Source organism: Pseudopedobacter saltans DSM 12145 (assembly GCF_000190735.1).
In the GTDB taxonomy this organism is placed as follows: Bacteria; Bacteroidota; Bacteroidia; order Sphingobacteriales; family Sphingobacteriaceae; genus Pseudopedobacter; species Pseudopedobacter saltans.
In genome coordinates, this window is the sequence record NC_015177.1 from 690,201 (window position 1) to 705,360 (window position 15,160).

The window sequence follows — 15,160 nt, forward strand, 5'->3', positions numbered from 1 at the left end:
CAATGCATATCTTAAAATATTTTTATTCTAAAAAATGCAAATCGTTCAGAACAAAGCTATTATTTTTTACAAAAGTGTAAAAATAGTCCCTTTAAGAGCTTTTAACAGGGATGTTAAGAACTATACTTAGGTAAAAGAAGTCAAAGAATAGACGATTTCCTATATTTATCACATGAGAATTCTGCATACAGCCGACTGGCATTTGGGGAAAAGATTGGAACGGATTTCCAGAATGCCGGAGCAAATTTTGGTTATGGAAGAGATTGTGCGCATTGCTGATGAGCAGCAAGTGGACGTTGTAATTGTAGCCGGAGATCTGTTCGATAACTTCAATCCAGCTACAGAGGCAGTAGAACTATTATATAAGACTTTAAAACGGCTAACCAATAACGGCAAGCGTTTGGTGCTGGCAATTGCCGGTAATCATGATTCGCCGGATAGGATAGAGGCTCCGGATCCATTGGCAAAGGAATGCGGAATAGTCTTCGTAGGTTATCCATATTCGCATGTAAGTACCTGTCAATTGGATTGCGGTATAGTCATTAGCAGAAGTGAAGCAGGATTTATAGAAGTCAAACTTCCGCAGTATGATTATGCGCTGAGGCTTATTGTTACGCCTTATGCAAGCGAATACCGTTTGAAAACTTTTCTGGGAATAGACCAGCCGGAAGCGAGTTTGAGAGAAGTATTACAACAGCATTGGCAACAATTGGCTGATAAATATTGCGACAGCAAAGGCGTAAATATCCTCGCTACGCATTTGTTTATGATGAAGAAAGGAACGGTTCCTCCGGAAGAACCCGAAGATGAAAAGCCTATACTGCATATCGGTGGGGCGCAGGCTGTATTTTCGGAAAATGTTCCGGCTCAAATTCAATATGTAGCTTTGGGGCATTTACATCGCTTTCAGCAAATAGACAACGAACCTTGTCCGATAGTTTACAGCAGTAGCCCGCTTTCCTACAGTTTTTCCGAAGCAGGGCAAACAAAATATGTTACCGTATTTGATATCCTGCCAGATACGCCTGTACATTATGAAAAGGTCGCTTTAACAGTCGGAAGGATGCTTTACAGAAAACGTTTTGAAACTGTACAGGAAGCTTTGGATTGGTTAAGGCAGCATCCGGATGCTTTGGTAGAACTTACTTTGGTAACATCGGATTATCTGAAAGCAGAGGATAGAAAAGCACTGTTCCAAAACCATGAAGGTATTGTGTCTCTGATTCCGGAAATTAAAAGAACACAGGATGAAAAGGAAGAAAGCCAGGGAGTGGATCTGAGCCAGAATATGGATGAATTGTTTGTGCAGTATTTCAAATCCAGATTTAACGGTCAGGCTCCGAACGAAGACATCATGAATTTATTTAAAGAAATTAAAGCAGAACAAACAGGAGAGTAAGATGATACCAGTTTCTTTAACGATTAAAGGTTTATATTCCTATCAGAAAGAGCAGACCATAGATTTCAGCAAGTTATTGGAAGGTCAGCTTTTTGGAATTTTCGGAGCGGTTGGATCGGGGAAATCTTCTATTCTGGAAGCTATATCTTACGCTTTATATGGCGATACCGAACGTTTGAATAGAACGGATAACAGGAGTTACAATATGATGAATCTGAGGTCGAATGAACTGCTCATTGACTTCACTTTTGTCAACTACGATACATTTACCTACAGATTTGTAGTTCGCGGAAAACGTAACTCTAAAAACCATGAGAAAGTAGGTACTTTAGAAAGAACGTCGTACAAACAGGTAAACGGTCTTTGGGAGCCATTAGATGGCGCCAATGGCGAACAGGTAATTGGCTTGAGTTACGATAACTTCAGGAGGACTATTATCATCCCGCAAGGTAAATTTCAGGAGTTTTTACAGCTGGGAGATAAAGACCGTACGGTAATGCTGCGCGAAATTTTCCAGCTTGAAAAATATGAGTTCTTCTATCAGGCAGCTTCTTTAGAGAAGAGAAATAATGAGCATATTCAAAGATTAACCGGTGAACTGGCAAATTATAATACGGTCACTTTAGAGGAAATAGAAGCCAGTAAAGAGCGGTTAAATGTCTTATCGAATGCGGTAAAGGATACAAAAGCCAATCTGGATAATAAGGTTTTATTGCTGCAGGCAATGGAAAAACTAAAGCTTTCTTATCAGGAATATCAGTCTTATGGGCTACAAGTACAGGAACTTCATGATCGTAAAAATTACTTCGAGGAATTGAAAGCAAGCATTGCCCGGTTTAATTTCTGTATGTTACATTTCAGGGCAGATTTGCTGCAGCATGCCAAATTGAAACAGGATAGGGGACAGTTGGATCAGGATCTTTCTTTATTAATTAAATCTTTAGATGATATTAATAAAAAACTGATTATCAATCAGGAAAAATATGATTTATTAAAGCGGGATTTTGATCAGTTAGATAATTGGAAGCTAAAAATTGGTGATTATGATAGAAGTATAGCCGTTCGGAAACTGGATACTGATTTGCTGGAATTACAGCAGAGAATTGCTAAAGGGCAGGCAATTCTGGATGATAAAGAGGGGGAAAAGCTAAAATTGTCAGAACAAGTAGAGCAATTAGCTGCTGAAATAAAAAAACGGAATCAGGAATTGCCTGATTATGGTCTTTTGAGCCAACTGCGTCAATGGTATTTAACCAACAGACATTTAAAAAACACCCTGCTTTTGGATGAGCAAGATTATGAGAAGGCAAAACAGAAGGTTCAGGAAAATACTAAACTCTTAGATGAGATAAGTTTTGAAAGTGTACTGATTAATAATGAAATAAAAAGTGGTGTTTCTTTAAAGTTAATACGCGATTTGCTTGAAAATGTAGCTCTGGAAGAACAAAATGCATCTGCTAAACTCACACATTATCAATTGCAGTTAAAGTTGGGCGAGTTTAGTTCTCACCTGCATCTTGGCAATGCCTGTCCTTTATGCGGATCGTTAGAACATCCACAAATTCTGCAGGCAGAAGATGTACAGCTGGAATTTGAAAGTATCCAAAAAGATATTGAAGCATTAAAAATTAAAAAGAAGACTTTAGACGGACTTTTGTTAAAAGTAAGCTCGTTGGAACTTTCTTTAGAGAAAAGCCGGGAGATCGAAGAAAAAGCACTTCAAAAACAAAAAAATAGTCTTGCTGCATTGCAAGAACATCAGAAGTCTTTTGTTTGGGGTGGTTTTAAGCCTGATGATGAGGCAAAGCTGGATGAACTAGAGCAGAATGCCAAAAAGGAAAAAGAATACATTACAGCACTTGAAAATAGCCTTGAGCAAAAACGGGCTTCCGCTAAAGAGGTCGAAGGTGTATTGCTGAAATATAAAACCGCTTTGGATAAACTGCAATTGGATTATCGTGAAAAAAGCGGACAGGTATCTCTGTTGAAACAGCAAATTCAGGAGCAGCACCTGTCAGTTCTTTCTCAGTTTTCTTTGGAGGAATTGCAGGCAGAGAAGTTATTATTGGAACAGCGGATTGCGGATGTACAGCAAAATCATGATCAATTAAAACTTGAAATAGAAGCATTCAATAATCAGATTATTAGTTTAAAAGAACGTATAAATGCACTGGAGGAACGAAGGAGAACGCTGGAGAAGGAATATCTGCATTTGGAACAGGCGTTTGAAGTGAAGCTGAAAGAGTCGGGTTTTGGTACTTTGGAAGAAGTTAGGGTAATACTAAACCAAAACCTGAACATTCCGGCTTTGGAAAAGGAATTGCAAGATTACCAGTTGAAGCTGTACAATGCAGAACAGAATTATCAACGACTGTCTAAAGAATTGGAAAATCAGGCATTTGACGAGAATCAATTTGTACAGTTAAAAACGGAAGTTGCAGAACTGCAAAGCGCTTTTCAAAAACAACATGAAGAACAAATAAGGGAACAGGTTTTTCTAAAAAATCAGGAAGCTGGTTTACAGAAAAAGACTGCTTTGTTAAATGAACTAGGTTCTCTTCAGTTAAGAGGTCAGAATATAGATCAGTTGAAAAACTTATTCAGGTCCAGTGGATTTGTAAATTATATCTCAAGTTTCTATTTAAATCAACTTTGTGCTGCGGCAAACGAACGCTTTTACAAATTAAGCAAGCAACAGCTTAAATTGGAGCTTTCTGATAAGAACGATTTCCTGATCAGGGATTACCTGAATGATGGTAAATTAAGAAGTGTAAAAACGCTGTCGGGAGGGCAAACTTTTCAGGCTTCGCTTTCTTTGGCATTAGCTTTGGCAGAGAGTGTGCAGAAGCAAAATAAGTCTGAGCAAAATTTCTTTTTCCTGGACGAGGGCTTTGGTTCGCTGGATAAGGAAGCTTTGCAGACTGCCTTCGAAACTTTAAAATCTTTACGCAAAGAAAATCGGATTGTTGGGGTTATCTCGCATGTTGAAGATCTGCAACAGGAGATAGATGTATTCTTGCAGGTGAAGAATGATAGTGCCGAGGGAAGCTTGATTAAAGGAAATTGGGAGTAATAAAGAGTTATGGACGAAAGTATAATAGCAGCTTGTTTGGATAAGTTACGGGAAAAAGCTTTAACTATAGCTTTTGCCGAGAGCGTTACGGTTGGTGCGCTATGCCACGAATTTGGTATGCTGCCAGCAGTAGGTGATGTTTTTAAGGGAGGTTTGGTCTGTTACGACGGTGAGGTTAAAAAGGAATATCTGGGTGTGGAAGATGAGCTGATTGAACGTTATTCCCCCGAATCTGCAGAGGTAACGGCTCAGATGGTTAAAGGGCTCGAACGCTTTTTTAAAGCTGATATTTCTGTAGCCATCACAGGACTTAGCCAGGCTGGAGGAAGCGAAAGCATTTCTAAGCCCGTTGGAACTGTTTTTTACAATATCCTTTACAGGGATAAATTAAATCCTTACCGGAAGCTTTACAAAGGGGATGCAAAGGAGATTATAGCACAGGCAGTCGAGGATGTGTTTTGCTCCGTTTATGAAATTATTCACTAGACTCGCGATAAGTTACTTTCGAACCCACATGTAATTTCTTAATTTCAGGTTCGCCTTTCTGTCGAATTTGTTCAAACAGTAATTCTGTAGCTTTTACTCCCATTTCGAAGGCCGATTTGGATATGGTACTTAAAGGCGGGTTTAAATGTCTCGCTGTAGGCGTATTCGAATAAGCGATTACCTTAATATCCTCGGGAATAGCTAAACCCAGATCCTTACAAACATCATAAGTATTTGTAGCCAGTAAACTTACCGAGCAAAAAATAACTTCCGGTTTTTTCTCGGTTATCAGTTTTTTGATTTCCTGAATGTTAGTCTCCTCATCGTAGCTCATATCAACAATCAAAGCTTTATCCGCAAAGCCTTTTTCGTCCAGAGCCTGTAGATAACCATTCAGCCTTTTTTCAATATTGGTAAGTTCATTACGGTATTTTAGGAAAGCAATCTTTCTGTTTCCGTCGTCCAGCAGTTTGATTGTTGCTTCATAAGCACTTCCAAAATCATTGCTGGTAACCGAAGATACGGGCAGGTTTTCTATTACCCTGTCGAACTGAACCAAAGGGATTTTTTTTTGTAAAATTCGGTTGATATGCTCCGTATTATTCGCCTCTGCAGCTGTAGACAGCAAAATTCCATCTACTTTCCCACTGGTTAAATTATAGATGATGCTGGCTTCTTTTTCTGCACTTTCATTCGAAGAGCAAATAATCAGATGATAATCATGCTCGTTGCATATTTTTTCTACGCCGGTGGTTATCTGCGTAAAAAAATAATTAGATAGTTCCGGAACAACCAGTCCAATGGTTTTACTTTTGTTTTTCCGTAACGAAGCTGCAAACGGATTTGGCTGGTAATTGAGTTTTTTTGCCAGTTCGCGTACTTTTTCCTTGGTTTCTTCACTAATTTCATAGCTGTCGTTCAGCGCCCTCGAAACCGTGGGAACGGAAAGACCTAATATTTCGGCCAGTTTCTTAAGCGTAATATTTTGCATATGGTGAATACTAACGTAAAGGTTTACGTAAATAAATCTGTCAAAACCCTACAAATGTATCTAAAAAATAAGAAATTTTAACTAAAATTGACTAGGCTAAAAAGTTTCATCCAGCTTAGAGCCTGTTTAAAATTTATCTAATAATTTTTTTATGACTCTTTTTGGCTATAACTTCGTTATGTTTTCTTGAAGTAGAAGCGTTGCTATCTCTTCAAAAACATGTCTCGTCTAGCTCAAAAATAGTTTATAAAAAAAAATTACAATATAAATTAAACAGACTCTTAAATTAAATAATAAATCTTTTTATATATATAAACTAATAAATTATGATGAACAGTGATAATCCATTTTCTTTAGAAGGAAGAGTAATTGTAGTTACCGGAGGAACAGGAGTATTAGGTAAATCTTTTATAAACTCCATCGTTCAGGCAGGAGGGAAAGTAGCTATTTTAGGAAGAAGAGAAGATGTGGCTAAAGAGAGAGCCGAAGAGATTAATGCAAAAGGTGGTCACGCTATTGGTATCTCGGCAGATGTTTTAAGTGAAGAAAGCATGCAAAATGCTAAAGCTATAATATTAAAGGAATTTGGAAAAATCGACGGATTGGTTAACGGCGCTGGTGGCAACATGCCGGGTGCAGTGGTAGAACCGGGAGCAGATATTTTTAAATTAGATGTTCCTGCTTTACAACAGGTGTTAAACTTAAACCTTTTTGGTTCTGTAATCCCTACACAGGTTTTTGGTCCCGAATTGGTGAAAACAGGAAACGGAGTTGTGGTAAATATTTCTTCTATGTCTGCCCAAAGGATAATCACTAAAGTTTTGGGTTATAGTATGGCTAAAACTGCTATTGATTGCTATACTAAATGGTTTGCGGTAGAATTGGCAAATCGTCATGGCGAAGCTATCCGTATGAATGCTATTGCACCGGGTTTCTTCCTGACTGAGCAAAACAGAAACTTGTTGACTAACCCTGATGGAACTTATAAGGAAAGAGGAAATTTAGTAGTAAAACAAACTCCTTTCAAGCGTTTTGGTAAGGCAGAAGAGTTAGAAGGCGCTTTAGTTTGGTTGCTAAGTGATGCTTCTAAATTTGTTACCGGAACGATTGTTAACGTAGATGGCGGTTTCGCTGTTTTTGGTGGGGTTTAATTTCGGGATAAAGATAAAAAAGAGTTTATTGTGAGTTTTAAGATGATTCAGACCATGCGTTGGTATGGTCCAAATGATCCAGTTAGTTTGTCTGATATACTGCAGGCGGGCTGTACCGGTGTTGTTAGTGCTTTACATCATATTCCTAACGGAGAGGTTTGGCCGGTAGAAGAAATTAAGAAACGTCAGGAAATTATTGCAAATGCTGGCCTGGAATGGAACGTGGTAGAAAGTGTTCCTGTTTCCGAAGCTATTAAAACGCAAACAGGTGCGTATTTACAGCATATAGAGCATTACAAACAGTCTCTTAAAAATTTAGCCGACTGTGGTATTTATACGGTAACTTATAATTTTATGCCCGTTCTGGATTGGACCCGAACGGATCTGGAATACGAAGTTGAAGATGGTTCTAAGGCTTTGCTCTTTGAAAAAGCCGCATTTATCGCTTTTGATCTGTTTATCCTGAAAAGAAAAGGAGCAGAAAAAGATTATACCAGCGAAGAAATAGAACGGGCAGAAGCTCGTTTTGCAGGTATGAGCGATGCGGATAAGTTAACCTTGCAAAAGAATATCATTGCAGGCTTGCCGGGCAGTGAAGAAAGTTTTACGATAGAGAAGTTCCAGAAAGCTTTAGACCAATACGAGGGGATTGATGCCAACAAGCTTCGCGCTAATCTTATTTATTTTCTTTCGCAGGTTATACCTGTTGCAGAAGCTTGTGGGGTGAAAATGGTTATCCATCCGGATGATCCGCCGTATTCGATTTTAGGCCTGCCAAGGGTGGTAAGTACTGCTGCAGATGTGCAGGCTTTATTTGATGCGGTTCCTTCCCTAAGTAATGGCTTATGTTTTTGTACAGGTTCTTTTGGTGTTCGGGCAGACAATGATCTTCCTGCTATGGTTCGGCAGTTTGGAGATCGCATCAATTTCCTGCATTTAAGAAGTACCAGAAGAAACGAGTTTGGGGATTTTTATGAAGATAACCATCTGGAGGGCGATGTAGATATGTATGCTGTGGTTTGTGAAGTGGTGAAACTGATGCAAAAAAGAGGAGTAAATATTCCTATGCGTCCTGATCATGGGCATCAGATGCTGGATGATCTGAATAAAAAGACGAATCCGGGATATTCGGCAATTGGAAGATTAAGAGGTTTGGCCGAGTTGAGAGGGTTGGAGCATGCAATAGTCAACAGCATTAAATAATTTTAGAGACATCGTTGTCGCTAAAGCTAGAGATTGCCTGACTGTCGTAAGGTAGGCTTCGCTGGTTCGTTCCGAAGTAAGTCCTTTGCAGCAATGACTCTCATAAGCGCGTCATTGCGAGCTTGCGAAGCAATCTGCTTGTTGTGAAACATTACATTGATGGTAGCTCGTCGAAATGTCCTTATAAAAAGGCTTCGAGAATCTCAGCCTGACAGAAAAATCTCTCCTTTTAGGAGCTTAAAAGAAAGAAAAGGGCTTATGGATTTTATCTTCATAAGCCCTTTTTCTTTAATCTTCTAAAAATCTAAGTATTTATAAACCAAATTTAAGTGTGTATTCTGCAATTACTTCTGCTGTTAAATCTTTAGCAGTAGTTGATTTAGCTTCTCCTTTCAACTCATATGAAAACTTAGATGTTAAAAAGCTCTTTAAATCAACATCACCGCTAGTTACCGGAATACTAATTTCATCTAATCTGTTATCGCTGGAGTTAGTGTATTCAGCTAGTACAACATCATTTTTTCCACTAGACTTTATCTTTAGCTGAATTTTTTTTAGTGATTTAAAATTAGAGTTGTCATCAGCATTTGTCAGTTTTACTTTAATGGATTTAAGACGAATACTTTTAATTCCGCTGTATTGACTTAAATCTAAAGGTGATAAATCACCTGACCCTGCAAACACTCTTTCCACACCTACATCTGTTTGATTGATTTTACCAATTGTAAAGGTGGTCTTGGCTGCAGTATAATTAATATCAGCCTGAATGGCATCTTTTACTTTATCGCAAGAAGATAAAGAAACAAAAGCCAATATTATTGCTCCTAAAAATGGGGTTTTCATGTTAATTTTCATGGTTTTTATTAGTTTTAATTTTTGTGAAAAGATAAGATAAATCTATTTAATTTCAATTGATTATGTTGAAAATATTAAAGATTATCGGATATAGGCATTGGCGGCAGATTATATTAAACTAACCTGATTTTCTCTCGATATAAAATTTACCTGCTATTGGTTCTTTACAGGCAGGTTCTTATATTCAAAGCTTCAACTTAATGATATGTCCAAAAGAATAACCAAATTATTATTAGTGCTCATCCCAATTGCTTTTGTAACGAAAGCCCAGGTAAATAATCCGATTATTCCCAAACCCAATCAGATCGAATACGGAAACGGATATTTTCAACTGGATAAAGAAACTGCCATTATCTATCAGAATGCGAGTGATTTAAAACTTGCCGAACTTTTCAGGGATCTGGTGAAGGCAAATCAGGGTATCGACCTTGTTATTGCAAAGGCTTTTATACAAAAACCAAAGACATTAATTTATTTCAACTCCTCTTCTGATAATACTAACGAAGAAGCTTATACATTAAAAGTTTCTGCCGATGAAATCGCCATTAGCGGAAAAGAAAGAGGTGTTTTTTATGGACTGCAGTCTTTAAACCAGCTTTATCTGGCCAATAAGGAGACGGGTAAAATTCCTCAGCAAACTATAAAAGACGAGCCGCGATATAAGTACCGTGGACTGCATTTGGATGTAGGCAGGCACATGTTCCCGCTGGATTTTATCAAAAAATACATCGATTTAATGGCGGTTTATAAACTAAATAACTTTCATTGGCATTTAACGGAAGATCAGGGGTGGAGAATTGAAATCAAAAAATATCCGAAATTGCAGGAAATAGCCGCCTATCGCGATCAAACGGTTATAGGTAATCATCATGCCAATTTTCCCCGTATTTTCGATGGACAGCGTTATGGAGGATATTATACACAGGAAGAAGCTAAGGAAATTGTAACTTATGCGGCTTCGAAATATATCAACGTAATTCCCGAGATAGAACTTCCTGGGCATTCTATGGCGGCTTTATCGGCTTATCCCGAACTGGCCTGTGGAAATAATCCCGGTCCGTTTAAGGCTGCGCAACAGTGGGGCGTTTTCCCGGATATATATTGTGCAGGAAAAGAGCAGACTTTCAGGTTTCTGGAAGATGTGCTGACTGAGGTTTTAGAGATATTTCCGTCGAAATATATCCATATCGGGGGCGATGAAGCGCCAAAAGACAAATGGAAAACCTGTCCTTATTGTCAAAAGCGTATTAAAGAGAACAGGTTAAAAGACGAGCATCAGCTACAATCTTATTTTATCCATCGGATGGAGAAATTCCTGAATAAAAAAGGACGCGCTATTATCGGTTGGGATGAAATTCTGGAAGGCGGACTGGCTCCCAACGCCACAGTTATGTCGTGGAGAGGCGAAAAAGGAGGGATTGAAGCCGCTAAACAGCATCACGATGTGATTATGACGCCAAGCACCAATGGCTTGTATATAGACCATATTCAGGGCAGGGCCGATCAGGAACCTACTACCATAGGCGGAAACGGATTTATTGAACGTATTTACGCTTATAATCCAACGCCGTCTGTATTAAGTGCAGATGAGCAGAAATATGTAATTGGGGTACAGGCTAATATGTGGACAGAGTATATTCAAACTCCTGGCTGGGCCGAATATATGCTGTTGCCAAGGTTAATGGCGGTTTCGGAAACTGCCTGGACACAGCCTTATAATAAAAACTATAGCGATTTTACCGAGAACAGACTTCCGTTTCATTTAGCAGAAATTGATAAGACCAATACAAATTACCGTGTTCCGCCGGCTATTGGTGCCAAAGACACTGCCATCAATGTAAATGGAAGGTATGTATTTAATTGGAAACCCTCTGTTAAGGGTGGGCAGGTACATTATAGTTTAGACGGAAAAGATCCGGGATATCATTCCAGGGTTTTTAAGGATGAACTGGAAGTTATAGTACCAAAGGGAGAAAGCAGGCAGGTTAAATCTGTTGTTATTGCACCGTTTAACAGAAAAAGTAGCGTTATAACAACAACTTTGTATAACCGGGACCCGTTTCCGGCCATAGACAGTGTTCCAAATGCAGTAAAAGGAAGGTTGAAGTATTATTATATTCCCGGAAAGTTCGAGTCGGTAATGGAGCTGGATACAAACAGTGCCACCCAGCAAGGATATGCTACACAGGTACGTGTTACTCAGGTGAAAAACCGCGCCAGAGAATACGGGCTGATATTTGAAGGGTATATCAACGTAAATGAAGATGCTACTTTCGAGTTTGCATTATCAAGCAATGATGGCAGTAAACTGTATATAGACGACCAGTTGATTATAGATAATGACGGACGTATTTTTCAGTATGAGAGAGCGGGCGGAGCGCCATTAAAGGCAGGCTTGCATAAAATTAAAGTGCTGTACTTTGATAATGGACCGTCTACGGCCTTACAGCTTTATGTGAAAGGTACTGACGGGAAGAAAATAGAATTACCGGCGGTGATGATGAGCTCGGGGAATTAAGGTAAGGGGCAACACCGCTCCTATGAATTGTCATTGCGAGGAGGAACGACGCGGCAATCTATTTTTTCCATTACTTAGTTTATGTATAGATTGCTTCGCAAGCTCGCAATGACGCTCCCTATGAATGTTGTTACGAGGAGTTGCAGCCTGTCCCGAACTTGATTCGGGAAGGAAGCAATCTAAACCCACGTTCGTAGCTCAAAAATCTGTGAAATGTATGCGTAAGGAATTTCCAACAAATAAAGAACAGAGATTGCTTCGCAGGCTCGCAATGACTCAAGGCAGGCTCGTTCGGAAAGGAACTCCTTTGGAGCGATGACGTTCCTATGAATTGTCATTGCGAGGAGGAACGACGCGGCAATCTATTTTTTCCATTACTTAGTTTGTGTATAGATTGCTTCGCAAGCTCGCAATGAACTGTGTTTAAATCCAAATAAAAATTAAAATATATCCAAAATAATATTCTGTTTTTATTGCCTCTATCCAAATTGTGGTATATAAGGTTTACCAGATTTAGCAATAGCAAATACCTGTTTAATAAGTTTGTTTACCGCTGCTATTAAAGCGACCCTGTATGGTTTTCCCTTGCTCCTCAATCGTTCGTACAGATTTTTACATGCTTTGTTGCACCGTATGGCAGAGGTAGCAGCCATGTACAAAACTTTTCTCACCTGGCCCATTCCCATTTTACATATATGGCCTTTCCCTCTAACACTTGTTCCTGATTCATATATCCTTGGGGCCAGTCCAAAATAAGATATCACCTGCTTGTAGTTTTCAAACATACCAAAACCTCCTGTGGCGATAATCAGCATGGAAACGCTCCTTGGCCCTATACCCGGTATGCTCCTGATATGGGTGGCCATTTCTGCATAGTTCTCCTTTATCAATTGCTCTATATGCCGCTCTTTGTCTCTAATCCTGTTGTCATGGTTTTCCAGTTCCTCTTTTATCTCCTTATATAGCAGCTCCTCTATTGTGCCTGCTGCCTCAAATGCATGCAACTGGTTGGACAGCATATGCCGCCTTTGCTTTAGCCCTTCAAGATAGGTTTCCACATTACGGATATGCTGGATTGCCTCAGTGGGAGGCTCCCATAACCTGGGACTGGTCATCTGCGCAAACTCCGCTATAACCATAGCGTCTTTCTTATCTGTTTTTGCCCTGGACATTCTCATCTGCGCAAACCTGCGTACAGTCAAGGGGTTTACCACTGAAACCTTTATCCCTGAATCATGTACAAATCTTGCCAGCTGGAAATAGTAAGGCCCCGTAGCTTCCATCACAACATGGGTTTGCAGAACATGGGGCAACATATCTCTAAACCCCACTGCATTATTAGAAAACCTGCCTTTGAAGACGGCTTTCCCATCTTTTAATACTGTAATGTCAAAATAATCCTTTGAACAATCGATACCTGTTACCATATTTGTAAAATCGTAAAATAAGGATCACAGCTTTCTTATCGTGACTTATCAATCGTAAAAACAGGCTCCCGAGGCCTAATGAACTGTCCAAGTTATAATAAGAATGAGAGAAGGGACTAACATTGCGAAGAGTCTTTAATGACTAATGACCAACTGAAATCTTTTTCCTTCTCTCGGCTGGATCTTTTTAAAACTAAACAAAATTATATTCCGTTTAAGTTTCTCCAAATACTGTCTTACAAACTTACGATGACTAATGACCAACTGAAATCTTTTTCCTTCTCTCGGCTGGATCTTTTTAAAACTAAACAAAATTATATTCCGTTTAAGTTTCTCCAAATACTGTCTTACAAACTTACGATGACATTTCATAGGAAGCGTCATTGCGAGCCTGCGAAGCAATCTCTTGATAATCTTATTGTTGAAAATTCCTTCCACATACATTTCACAGATTTTTGAGCTATGAACCTGGGTTTAGATTGCTTCGTTCCCGAATCAAGTTCGGGACAGGCTGCAACTCCTCGTAACAACATTCATAGGGAGCGTCATTGCGAGCCTGCGAAGCAATCTCTGCTCTTTATTTGTTGGAAATTCCTTCCGCATACATTTCACAGATTTTTGAGCTATGAACGTGGGTTTAGATTGCTTCGTTCCCGAATCAAGTTCAGGATAGGCTACACCTCCTCGTAATGACATTCATAGGAGCGTCATCGTAAGTTTGTAAGACAGTATTTGGAGAAACTTAAACGGAATATAATTTTGTTTAGTTTTAAAAAGATCCAGCCGAGAGAAGGAAAAAGATTTCAGTTGGTCATTAGTCATTAAAGACTCTTCGCAATGTTAGTCCCTTCTCTCATTCTTATTATAACTTGGACAGTTCATTAGGCCTCGGGAGCCTGTTTTTACGATTGATAAGTCACGATAAGAAAGCTGTGATCCTTATTTTACGATTTTACAAATATGGTAACAGGTATCGATTGTTCAAAGGATTATTTTGACATTACAGTATTAAAAGATGGGAAAGCCGTCTTCAAAGGCAGGTTTTCTAATAATGCAGTGGGGTTTAGAGATATGTTGCCCCATGTTCTGCAAACCCATGTTGTGATGGAAGCTACGGGGCCTTATTATTTCCAGCTGGCAAGATTTGTACATGATTCAGGGATAAAGGTTTCAGTGGTAAACCCCTTGACTGTACGCAGGTTTGCGCAGATGAGAATGTCCAGGGCAAAAACAGATAAGAAAGACGCTATGGTTATAGCGGAGTTTGCGCAGATGACCAGTCCCAGGTTATGGGAGCCTCCCACTGAGGCAATCCAGCATATCCGTAATGTGGAAACCTATCTTGAAGGGCTAAAGCAAAGGCGGCATATGCTGTCCAACCAGTTGCATGCATTTGAGGCAGCAGGCACAATAGAGGAGCTGCTATATAAGGAGATAAAAGAGGAACTGGAAAACCATGACAACAGGATTAGAGACAAAGAGCGGCATATAGAGCAATTGATAAAGGAGAACTATGCAGAAATGGCCACCCATATCAGGAGCATACCGGGTATAGGGCCAAGGAGCGTTTCCATGCTGATTATCGCCACAGGAGGTTTTGGTATGTTTGAAAACTACAAGCAGGTGATATCTTATTTTGGACTGGCCCCAAGGATATATGAATCAGGAACAAGTGTTAGAGGGAAAGGCCATATATGTAAAATGGGAATGGGCCAGGTGAGAAAAGTTTTGTACATGGCTGCTACCTCTGCCATACGGTGCAACAAAGCATGTAAAAATCTGTACGAACGATTGAGGAGCAAGGGAAAACCATACAGGGTCGCTTTAATAGCAGCGGTAAACAAACTTATTAAACAGGTATTTGCTATTGCTAAATCTGGTAAACCTTATATACCACAATTTGGATAGAGGCAATAAAAACAGAATATTATTTTGGATATATTTTAATTTTTATTTGGATTTAAACACAGTTCATTGCGAGGAGTCTGCAACGAAGCAATCTTTTTGAGAAGGACGGCCCCGAATGTATTAAAAGATGTCACCCTGAGGTTCTCGAA

General features: G+C 39.3%; 10 protein-coding genes. 7 read left to right on the forward strand and 3 right to left on the reverse strand.

The window, feature by feature from the left end; genetic code table 11:
* Positions 1–172: 172 nt before the first annotated feature.
* Genes PEDSA_RS02815 through PEDSA_RS02825 form a run of 3 tightly spaced genes read left to right on the forward strand, consistent with a single transcriptional unit; the run spans position 173 to position 4,958 of the window.
* Positions 173–1,399, forward strand: a complete 1,227-nt coding sequence (locus tag PEDSA_RS02815; protein WP_013631641.1) for a metallophosphoesterase family protein — start codon at positions 173–175, stop codon at positions 1,397–1,399.
* A gap of 1 nt (position 1,400) precedes the next feature.
* Positions 1,401–4,472 carry an AAA family ATPase gene (locus PEDSA_RS02820; protein ID WP_013631642.1) on the forward strand — a complete coding sequence of 1,024 codons (3,072 nt, stop codon included), beginning with the start codon at positions 1,401–1,403 and terminating at the stop codon, positions 4,470–4,472.
* Positions 4,473–4,481: 9 nt separating this feature from the next.
* A complete protein-coding gene (locus PEDSA_RS02825; protein ID WP_013631643.1) occupies positions 4,482–4,958 on the forward strand; it encodes a CinA family protein in 477 nt (158 codons plus the stop codon).
* On the opposite strand, the gene PEDSA_RS02830 is transcribed toward PEDSA_RS02825, so the two are convergent.
* Positions 4,948–5,949 (reverse strand): LacI family DNA-binding transcriptional regulator, encoded by a 1,002-nt coding sequence (locus PEDSA_RS02830; protein ID WP_013631644.1) that lies wholly within the window; start codon positions 5,947–5,949, stop codon positions 4,948–4,950. The genes PEDSA_RS02825 and PEDSA_RS02830 overlap by 11 nt on opposite strands.
* A 326-nt stretch (positions 5,950–6,275) precedes the next feature.
* Between PEDSA_RS02830 and PEDSA_RS02835 the strand changes: the two genes are divergently transcribed.
* The gene (locus PEDSA_RS02835) at positions 6,276–7,100 is read left to right on the forward strand and encodes an SDR family oxidoreductase (protein WP_013631645.1); all 825 of its coding nucleotides are present in this window, start codon (positions 6,276–6,278) and stop codon (positions 7,098–7,100) included.
* A gap of 54 nt (positions 7,101–7,154) precedes the next feature.
* Positions 7,155–8,303, forward strand: a complete 1,149-nt coding sequence (gene uxuA / locus PEDSA_RS02840; RefSeq protein WP_013631646.1) for a mannonate dehydratase — start codon at positions 7,155–7,157, stop codon at positions 8,301–8,303.
* 312 nt (positions 8,304–8,615) lie between these two features.
* Here uxuA and PEDSA_RS02845 read toward each other — a convergent pair whose 3' ends face one another.
* Positions 8,616–9,158 (reverse strand): hypothetical protein, encoded by a 543-nt coding sequence (locus tag PEDSA_RS02845; RefSeq protein ID WP_013631647.1) that lies wholly within the window; start codon positions 9,156–9,158, stop codon positions 8,616–8,618.
* A gap of 205 nt (positions 9,159–9,363) precedes the next feature.
* Here PEDSA_RS02845 and PEDSA_RS02850 point away from each other — a divergent pair, with 205 nt between their 5' ends.
* Positions 9,364–11,676: a family 20 glycosylhydrolase gene (locus PEDSA_RS02850; protein ID WP_013631648.1), complete on the forward strand. Its 2,313-nt coding sequence runs from the start codon at positions 9,364–9,366 to the stop codon at positions 11,674–11,676.
* 479 nt (positions 11,677–12,155) lie between these two features.
* Here PEDSA_RS02850 and PEDSA_RS02860 read toward each other — a convergent pair whose 3' ends face one another.
* The gene (locus PEDSA_RS02860) at positions 12,156–13,103 is read right to left on the reverse strand and encodes an IS110 family RNA-guided transposase (protein WP_013631649.1); all 948 of its coding nucleotides are present in this window, start codon (positions 13,101–13,103) and stop codon (positions 12,156–12,158) included.
* Between the two features lie 960 nt (positions 13,104–14,063).
* On the opposite strand from PEDSA_RS02860, the gene PEDSA_RS02870 reads away from it, so the two are divergent.
* Positions 14,064–15,011 carry an IS110 family RNA-guided transposase gene (locus PEDSA_RS02870; RefSeq protein WP_013631649.1) on the forward strand — a complete coding sequence of 316 codons (948 nt, stop codon included), beginning with the start codon at positions 14,064–14,066 and terminating at the stop codon, positions 15,009–15,011.
* Positions 15,012–15,160 lie beyond the last annotated feature (149 nt).

What these genes read in the sequence shown, in the direction of transcription:
- PEDSA_RS02830 (WP_013631644.1), bottom strand. Translation starts at nt 5,949, where the DNA reads ATGCAAAATATTACGCTTAAGAAACTGGCCGAAATATTAGGTCTTTCC.
- PEDSA_RS02835 (WP_013631645.1), top strand. Translation starts at nt 6,276, where the DNA reads ATGATGAACAGTGATAATCCATTTTCTTTAGAAGGAAGAGTAATTGTA.
- uxuA (WP_013631646.1), top strand. Translation starts at nt 7,155, where the DNA reads ATGCGTTGGTATGGTCCAAATGATCCAGTTAGTTTGTCTGATATACTG.
- PEDSA_RS02870 (WP_013631649.1), top strand. Translation starts at nt 14,064, where the DNA reads ATGGTAACAGGTATCGATTGTTCAAAGGATTATTTTGACATTACAGTA.
- PEDSA_RS02845 (WP_013631647.1), bottom strand. Translation starts at nt 9,158, where the DNA reads ATGAAAATTAACATGAAAACCCCATTTTTAGGAGCAATAATATTGGCT.
- PEDSA_RS02825 (WP_013631643.1), top strand. Translation starts at nt 4,482, where the DNA reads ATGGACGAAAGTATAATAGCAGCTTGTTTGGATAAGTTACGGGAAAAA.
- PEDSA_RS02860 (WP_013631649.1), bottom strand. Translation starts at nt 13,103, where the DNA reads ATGGTAACAGGTATCGATTGTTCAAAGGATTATTTTGACATTACAGTA.
- PEDSA_RS02815 (WP_013631641.1), top strand. Translation starts at nt 173, where the DNA reads ATGAGAATTCTGCATACAGCCGACTGGCATTTGGGGAAAAGATTGGAA.
- PEDSA_RS02820 (WP_013631642.1), top strand. Translation starts at nt 1,401, where the DNA reads ATGATACCAGTTTCTTTAACGATTAAAGGTTTATATTCCTATCAGAAA.
- PEDSA_RS02850 (WP_013631648.1), top strand. Translation starts at nt 9,364, where the DNA reads ATGTCCAAAAGAATAACCAAATTATTATTAGTGCTCATCCCAATTGCT.